Raw genomic sequence first — 8,207 nt, 5'->3', positions numbered from 1 at the left:
CCACGACGCCGTCGTCCACTTCGCCGCGGAATCCCACGTCGACCGCTCCCTGGCCGCCGCCGCCGAATTCGTCCGCACCAACGTCGGCGGCACCCAGACCCTCCTGGAGGCCTGCGTGGCCACCGGCGTCGCCCGCGTCGTCCACGTCTCCACCGACGAGGTGTACGGCACCATCGCCGAAGGCTCCTGGACCGAGGACCACCCGCTGCTGCCCAACTCCCCGTACGCGGCGACCAAGGCCTCCTCGGACCTCATCGCCCGCGCCTACTGGCGCACCCACGGACTCGACCTGTCCCTCACCCGCTGCTCCAACAACTACGGGCCCTACCAGCACCCCGAGAAACTCATCCCCCTCTTCGTCACCAACCTCCTGGAGGGCGGCACCGTCCCCCTCTACGGCGACGGCCTCAACGTCCGCGAATGGCTCCACGTCGACGACCACTGCCGCGCCATCCAGCTCGTCCTCACCCGCGGCCGCCCCGGCGAGATCTACAACGTCGGCGGCGGCAACGAGCAGACCAACCTCGCCGTCACCGAACGGCTGCTGCACCTCTGCGGCGCCGACCGCTCCGCGGTCCGCCACGTCGCCGACCGCAAGGGCCACGACCTGCGCTACTCCCTGGACGAGACCAAGATCCGCGAGGAACTGGGATACGCCCCCCTCGTGCCGTTCGACCAGGGCCTGGCCGACACCGTCGCCTGGTACCGCGACAACACCGCCTGGTGGAAGGCGTCCAAGCACCGCCACGAAGAGGCCCGAGGCCACGACCACGGAGAGGGAAACCCCGCATGAGCGACCACAAGGCACTCGTCCTGGACGAGACCCGCAAGTACCACCAGGACAGCGAGCACACCGCGACCGCCGGCGGCTTCGTCCCCGGCGTCACCGAGATCTGGCCCTCCGGCGCCGTCCTCGACGCCGACGACCGCGCCGCCCTCGTCGAAGCCGCCCTCGACCTGCGCATCGCCGCCGGCCCCAGCTCCCGGAAGTTCGAGTCGGCCTTCGCCCGCCGCATCGGCGTCCGCAAGGCCCACCTCACCAACTCCGGCTCCTCCGCCAACCTCCTCGCCCTGTCCGCCCTCACCTCCCACCTCCTGGAGGACCGGCGACTGCGCCCCGGCGACGAGGTGATCACCGTCGCCGCCGGCTTCCCCACCACCGTCAACCCGATCGTCCAGAACGGGCTCGTCCCCGTCTTCGTGGACATCGAACTCGGCACGTACAACACCACCGCCGAACGCGTCGCCCAGGCCATCGGCCCCCGCACCCGGGCCATCATGATCGCCCACGCCCTCGGCAACCCCTTCGAGGCCGCCGAGATCGCCCGCCTCGCCGAGGACCACGGCCTCTTCCTCGTCGAGGACAACTGCGACGCCGTCGGCTCCACCTACCAGGGCAGGCTCACCGGCACCTTCGGCCACTTCAGCACCGTCAGCTTCTACCCGGCCCACCACCTCACCATGGGGGAAGGCGGCATCGTCCTGACCTCCAACCTCCAGTACGCGCGGATCGTCGAATCCCTCCGCGACTGGGGCCGGGACTGCTGGTGCGAACCGGGCAAGAACAACACCTGCCTCAAGCGGTTCGACTACCAGATGGGCACCCTCCCCGCCGGGTACGACCACAAGTACATCTTCAGCCACGTCGGCTACAACCTGAAGGCCACCGACCTCCAGGCCGCCCTCGGACTGAGCCAGCTCACCAAGCTCGACTCCTTCGTCGAGGCCCGCAAGCGCAACTGGCGCCGCCTGCGCGACGGCCTCGACGGCGTCCCCCACCTCCTGCTGCCCGAGGCCACCCCCGGCAGCGACCCCAGCTGGTTCGGCTTCGTCCTCACCGTCGACCCCGACGCCCCCTTCACCCGCGCGGCCCTCGTCGACTTCCTCGAATCCCGCAAGATAGGCACCCGGCGCCTCTTCGCCGGCAACCTCACCCGCCACCCCGCCTACCTCGACCGGCCCCACCGCGTCTCCGGCACCCTCACCAACAGCGACATCGTCACCGAGCACACCTTCTGGGTCGGCGTCTATCCCGGCCTCACCGACGAGATGCTCGACTACGTCATCGCCTCCATCCGCGCCTTCGTGGAGGACCACACGTGACCACCGCCGCCGCCCTGCGCCCCCGCCACGACGACCGGCTCGCCGACCGCCTCGCCCGCTCCGCCGCCGTCACCGACACCGGCCACCAGCTGCGCACCGACGCCTTCGACGACTGGCTCGACGCCCGCCGCCGCGCCCACCACTTCCGCGTCGACCGCATCCCCTTCGCCGCCCTCGACGGCTGGTCCTTCGACCCCGCCACCGGCAACCTCGGCCACCGCAGCGGACGCTTCTTCACCGTCGAAGGACTCGACGTCACCGTCGGCCAGGGCCCCACCGCCCGGCACTGGCAGCAGCCCGTCATCAACCAGCCCGAAGTCGGCATCCTCGGCATCCTCGCCAAGGAATTCGACGGCGTCCTCCACTTCCTCATGCAGGCCAAGATGGAGCCCGGCAACCCCAACCTGCTCCAGCTCTCGCCCACCGTCCAGGCCACCCGCAGCAACTACACCAAGGTCCACCGCGGCGCCGACGTGAAGTACCTCGAACACTTCACCGGCCCGCGCCGCGGACACGTCCTCGCCGACACCCTCCAGTCCGAGCACGGCTCCTGGTTCCACCACAAGGCCAACCGCAACGTCCTCGTCGAGACCACCGACGACGTACCCGCCGACGACGACTTCTGCTGGCTCACCCTCGGCCAGATCGGACGCCTCCTGCTGCGCCCCAACACCGTCAACATGGACGCCCGCACCGTCCTCGCCTGCGTCCCCGCCGGCCACGGCGCGCCCCACGCCCTGCACACCGACACCGACCTGCGGTCCTGGATCACCGGCGAACGCTCCCGCCACGACCTCCACACCCGCCGGATCCCGCTCGCCCGCGTCACCGACTGGATCCGCGACGACCACACCGTCCGCCACGTCCACGACCGCTACTTCCGCGTCACCGCCGTCTCCGTCGAAGCCGGCAACCGCGAGGTCACCGGCTGGACCCAGCCCCTCTTCGAACCCGTCGGCCGCGGCATCACCGCCTTCGCCGTCCGCTCCTTCGCCGGCGTCCCCCACCTCCTCGTCCACGCCCGCGTCGAAGCCGGCTTCCTCGACACCGTCGAACTCGGCCCCACCGTCCAGTACACCCCCGAGAACTTCGCCCACCTCACCGGCGAGGACCGGCCCCCCTTCCTCGACGCCGTCCGCGCCGCCCCCGCCTCCGCCGTCCTCTACGAGGCCGTCCACGCCGAGGAAGGCGGCCGGTTCCTCAACGCCGAGAGCCGCTACCTCCTCGTCGACGCCGACCGCGCCGGCCTCCCCGAGGACCTCCCGCCCGGCTACCGCTGGGCCACCCCCGCCCAGCTCACCGACCTGCTCCGGCACAGCCACTACCTCAACGTCCAGGCCCGCACCCTGCTCGCCGTCCTCACCACCGGAGCCGTACAGCTGTGACCCCGCCCCTCCGCGTCGGCGTCCTCGGCTGCGCCGACATCGCCCTGCGCCGCATGCTGCCCGCCCTCGCCGCCGCGCCCACCGCCGAACTCGCCGCCGTCGCCAGCCGCGACCCGGCGAAGGCCCGGCAGGCCGCCGCCCCCTACGGCTGCCGCGCCGTCCACGGCTACCGCGCCCTCCTCGACGACGACACCGTCGACGCCGTCTACATCCCGCTGCCCGCCGCCCTCCACGCCCCCTGGACCGAGGCCGCACTCACCGCGGGCAAGCACGTCCTCGCCGAGAAACCGCTCAGCACCGACGCCGCCACCACCGCCCGGCTCACCGACCTCGCCCGGGACCGTGGACGCGTCCTCATGGAGAACGTGATGTTCGTCCACCACGGCCTCCACCGAGCCGTCCGCGACCTCGTCGCCGACGGCGCCATCGGCGAACTCCGCTCCTTCCACGCCGCCTTCTGCGTCCCCCGCCGCGACCCCGGCGACATCCGCCTGCGCGCCGACCTCGGCGGCGGCGCCCTCGCCGACACCGGCGTCTACCCCCTGCGGGCCGCCCTCCACCACCTCGGCACCGGCCTGCGCGCCGTCGGAGCCGCCCTCACCCACCCCCACGACGGCGACCCCACGGCCGCCCCGGTGGAAACCTCCGGCTCCGCCCTGCTCACCACCCCCGAAGGCGTCACCGCCCACCTCGCCTTCGGCCTCGACCACGCCTACCTGAACCGCTACGAGCTCCACGGCAGCCACGGCCGCCTCACGGTCGACCGCGCCTTCACCCCGCCCGCCGACCACGAGCCCGTCATCCACCTGGAAACGCCCGAGCGGGGACGCGCCCTGCGCGTCCCCGCCGAGGACCAGGTGGCGAACACCGTCGCCGCCTTCACCGCCGCCGTACGCAACGGCACCCCGCCCGACCCGGTCACGCTCGTCCAGGCCACGCTCCTGGACGAGCTCCGGGCCGCCGCCGGCACCCCCACGGCCCCGGCGGGCCGGGCCGCCTACTCGAACAGCGGGGGGATGCCCTGACCCATGCCGCCGTCCGCGTGCAGCACGGTGCCGGTGCTGAACGTCGCGTCGAAGGCCAGGTACAGCACCGCCGCGGCGATCTCCTCCGGCTCCGCGTGCCGGCCCAGGGGGGTCAGCTGCGCGCCTTCCTTCTCGTTCGCCGCCTTCTCCTCCTCCGTCATGTTCGCGTAGCCCATCGTCGGCGTCAGGGTGAAGCCGGGGCTGACCGAGTTCACCCGGATCTTCCGCGCCAGCAGCTCGGCCGCGAACACCTTCGCGAAACCGCCCACCGCCGCCTTCATGCCCGTCGCCACACTGGTGCCCGGGTATCCGTGCCCGACGAGCACGGCCGTCGTGAAGACGATCGAACCCCCGTCGTTCACCAGCGGCGCCAGCGCCTGCGTCGTGAAGAAGGCGCCCTTGGTGTTGATGTCGAAGGACTTGTCGAACGCCTCCTCCGTCACCTCCTCCAGCATGCCCAGCTCCGCGTAACCGACGTTCACGAACAGGAAGTCGATCCGGCCGAGCTTCTCCTCGACGATCCCGCCCAGCGCCTTGATGTCGGCCATGCTGCCCGCGTCGGAGCGCACCACGTGCGCCGGCAGGCCCGCGAGCTCGGTGCGCACGGCCTCGATGTTCTTCTCGTTCCGCCCGGTCAGCAGCACCTCGGCGCCGCCGTCGAGCAGCGCCCGGACCACGGCCAGCCCGATGCCGTGCGTCCCACCGGTGACGACGGCCTTCTTGCCCGCGTACTTCCCCATGACGAACAACCCGCTTCCTTCGTGGACAACCCGTGCCGGACCGTGTGCTCCGGCCGGTGTCCCCGAGCGTGCGCCCCCGCCCTGTCGCCCCGCTGTCGTCCGCTGTCGCCGCGCTGACACGCCCCGACGGCTATCCTGATCATCATGCGTTTCGGGGTTCTCGGCTCACTCACCGTACGGACGGCCGAGGGGGCCGCCGTCCCGGTGACGGAGACCAAGGTCCGCACCCTCCTCGCCCATCTCCTCGTCCACGCCGGCCGCCCCGTGCCCGCGCACCGGCTCATCGACGACCTGTGGGGCACCGAGCCGCCCCGCAACCCCGCCAACGCCCTCCAGAACAAGATCTCCCGGCTCCGCCGCATCCTCGGCACCGCCGCCCCCGGGGGCCGCGGCCGCCTGGCGTTACGACCCGGCGGTTACGTCCTGGACGTCGACCCCGACCACCTCGACGCCACCCGTTTCCGCACCCTGGCCGCCCGCGCCAGGACCGCGCCCGTCCCCGGCGAGCGGGCGGCCCTCCTCACCGGCGCGCTCGCCCTGTGGCGCGGCCCCGCCTACGCCGGCCTCCCCGACCACCCCGTCCTGCGCGCCGCCGCCGACGCCCTCGAGGAGGAACGGCTCGCCGCTCTGGAGGACCTCGCCGAGACCCGCCTCGCGCTCGGCGAGCACGAGGCCCTCGCCGCCGAACTCGCCGAGCCCGTCGCACGCCACCCCCTGCGCGAACGCCTCCGCGCCGCCCACCTGCGCGCCCTGTACGGCACGGGCCGCCGCCACGAGGCCCTGCGCTCGTACGGGGACCTGCGCGACCGGCTCGCCGAGGAGCTCGGCCTCGATCCGGGCCCCGCCCTGACGGCCCTCCACGAGGCCATCCTCCGCGACGCCCCGGACCCCCACGCGCCCCCGCCCCGGGAGGCCGCCGGTACGACCCCGCCCCGGGCGGGCGCGGGTTCGGCACCGGCCCCCGCCTCCCACGTGCCCCCGTCCCGGGGAGCCGCCGGTACGGCCCCGCCCCCCGCCTCCCACGTGCCCCCGTCCCTGTCCTCGTACGGGCCCGCGGCGGACGCCGGTACACCCCTGGCCCGCGCGGCGACGGGCACCCGCGCCGACCCGGCGGCCCAGGCCGCCGGAGGCGCCGGTACGCCCCCCGCCCCCACCCCGCACGAGCGGCCCGCCCCCGTCACGCTCCCGCCCGGCCGCCCCCGCACCAACCTCCCGGCCCAGCACACCGAGCTGATCGGCCGCGCCGCCGCCCTCGCCGACCTGCACGCCGCGCTCACCGCCCACCGCCTCGTGACGCTCACGGGCCCCGGCGGCGTCGGCAAGACCCGCCTCGCGCTCGAAGCCGCGACCCGCGCCGCCCCCGCCTTCCCCGACGGCACCTGGCTCGTCGAACTCGCCGCCCTCGACACGGCCCCCGACACCACCGACCCCGTCGCCGCCCTCGACACGGCCCCCGACACCACCGACCCCGTCGCCGCCCTCGCCGAGGCTCTCACCACCGCGCTCGGCATCCGCGACGACACCCTCACCGGCCCCACCCCGCTGCACTGCCTCACCGACACCCTCCGCGACCGCACCCTCCTGCTCGTCCTCGACAACTGCGAGCACCTCACCGCCCCCGTCGCCCACCTCGCCGCCCACCTCCTGCGCACCGCCCCCGCCGTACGCCTCCTCGCCACCAGCCAGGAACCCCTCGGCGTCCCCGGCGAACAGGTCCGGGCCGTCCCGCCCCTCGACCTGCCGCCGCCCGCACCCCCCGCCGAGGGGCCCGCGCCGGACGCCCTCCTCCGCTCGGGCGCGGTCCGCCTCTTCGTCGCCCGCGCCACCGCCGCCGTCCAGGACTTCGCGCTCACCGCCGACAACGCCGGGGCCGTCGCCGCCATCTGCCGCCGCCTCGACGGCATCCCGCTCGCCCTCGAACTCGCCGCCACCCGCCTGAAGGTCCTCGGCCCCCACGGCCTCCTGGACCGGCTCGACGACCGCTTCCGTCTGCTCACCGCGGGCCCGCGCACCGCCCCCGCCCGCCAGCAGACCCTGCGCGCCATGATCGACTGGAGCTGGGAACTCCTCACCGCCTCCGAGCAGATCGTCCTGCGCCGCCTCGCCGTCCACGCCGACGGCTGCACCCTGGAAGCCGCCGAGACCGTCTGCGCCGGCGACGGCGTCAAGCGGGAGGACGTCCTCGACCTCCTCGCCCGTCTGGTCGACCGGTCCCTCGTCGTCGCCGCCGACACCCCCGCCGGCGTCCGCTACCGGCTCCTCGAATCCGTCGCCGCCTACTGCCACGAACGTCTCCACGAGGCGGGCGAGCACACCGCCCTGACCCGCCGTCACCGCGCCCACTACACGGCCCTGGCCGAACGCGCCCGCCCCCACCTGCGCGGTCCCGACCAGCGCGCCTGGCTCACCCGCCTCGACCAGGAGACGGCCAATCTCCGCAAGGCCGCCGAACTCCCCGATCCCGAACGTCCCGACACCCAGGACCCCACCCCGCTCCTCCGCCTCGCCGACGCCCTGGCCTGGTACTGGATCCTGCGCGGCCGGCTGCGCGAAGCGCGCCGCACCCTGCGCACCGCCCTCACCACCGCCCCGCCCGGCGCGCCCCCGGCCCTCGTCGCCTCGGCCACCGCCTGGTGGACCGCCGTCACCCTCCTCCAGGGCGACGGCGACGACCGCGCCGCCCGCCTGGCCACCGCCCTGGACCTCACCGCCGCCCTGGACGACCCCCACGCCCTCGCCCACACCCAATGGCTCCTCGGCTTCGCGCTCCTGCCCACCGGTGACCTCCGCACCAGCGAGACCCTCACGCGCCGCGCCCTCGACGGCTTCACCGCCCTCGGCGATCCCTGGGGCACCGCCGCCGCCCTCGCCGTCAGCGCCACCCACGCCCTCGTCCGCGGCGACCTGCCCGCGCTGCGCACCACGGGCGAACGCAGCGCCCGCACCTTCACCGA

At 74.2% G+C, this 8,207-nt stretch carries 6 protein-coding genes; 5 read left to right on the top strand and 1 reads right to left on the bottom strand.

Going from position 1 to position 8,207, the window contains the following annotated elements; genetic code table 11:
- From RIF68_RS18775 to RIF68_RS18760, 4 genes are all read left to right on the top strand, one after another.
- On the top strand, window positions 1–793 hold a 793-nt coding region (locus RIF68_RS18775; protein ID WP_309052434.1), incomplete at its 5' end, for a dTDP-glucose 4,6-dehydratase.
- Window positions 790–2,103 carry a lipopolysaccharide biosynthesis protein RfbH gene (gene rfbH, locus RIF68_RS18770; protein ID WP_309052433.1) on the top strand — a complete coding sequence of 438 codons (1,314 nt, stop codon included), beginning with the start codon at window positions 790–792 and terminating at the stop codon, window positions 2,101–2,103. The genes RIF68_RS18775 and rfbH, both read left to right, overlap by 4 nt.
- The gene (locus RIF68_RS18765; protein WP_309052432.1) at window positions 2,100–3,488 is read left to right on the top strand and encodes an NDP-hexose 2,3-dehydratase family protein; all 1,389 of its coding nucleotides are present in this window, start codon (window positions 2,100–2,102) and stop codon (window positions 3,486–3,488) included. Before rfbH ends, RIF68_RS18765 begins: the two co-directional genes overlap by 4 nt.
- The gene (locus RIF68_RS18760; protein WP_309052431.1) at window positions 3,485–4,513 is read left to right on the top strand and encodes a Gfo/Idh/MocA family oxidoreductase; all 1,029 of its coding nucleotides are present in this window, start codon (window positions 3,485–3,487) and stop codon (window positions 4,511–4,513) included. The genes RIF68_RS18765 and RIF68_RS18760 overlap by 4 nt, the downstream gene beginning before the upstream one ends.
- On the opposite strand, the gene RIF68_RS18755 is transcribed toward RIF68_RS18760, so the two are convergent.
- On the bottom strand, window positions 4,486–5,253 hold the full coding sequence (locus RIF68_RS18755; RefSeq protein WP_309052430.1) for an SDR family oxidoreductase: 768 nt from the start codon (window positions 5,251–5,253) through the stop codon (window positions 4,486–4,488). The genes RIF68_RS18760 and RIF68_RS18755 overlap by 28 nt on opposite strands.
- Window positions 5,254–5,397: 144 nt before the next feature.
- On the opposite strand from RIF68_RS18755, the gene RIF68_RS18750 reads away from it, so the two are divergent.
- The coding region (locus tag RIF68_RS18750) for a BTAD domain-containing putative transcriptional regulator (protein ID WP_309052429.1) at window positions 5,398–8,207 on the top strand (2,810 nt) is incomplete at its 3' end.

Origin of the sequence: Streptomyces sp. (assembly GCF_031178505.1) — a bacterium.
GTDB classification, from domain to species: domain Bacteria; phylum Actinomycetota; class Actinomycetes; order Streptomycetales; family Streptomycetaceae; genus Streptomyces; species Streptomyces gulbargensis.
Note: the sequence above shows the minus strand (reverse complement) of the source record. Positions and strands in the feature narration are given on the sequence as shown.

Bases quoted from the DNA above. Each gene is read 5' to 3' on its own strand.
- rfbH (WP_309052433.1), top strand. From the start codon at position 790: ATGAGCGACCACAAGGCACTCGTCCTGGACGAGACCCGCAAGTACCAC.
- RIF68_RS18755 (WP_309052430.1), bottom strand. From the start codon at position 5,253: ATGGGGAAGTACGCGGGCAAGAAGGCCGTCGTCACCGGTGGGACGCAC.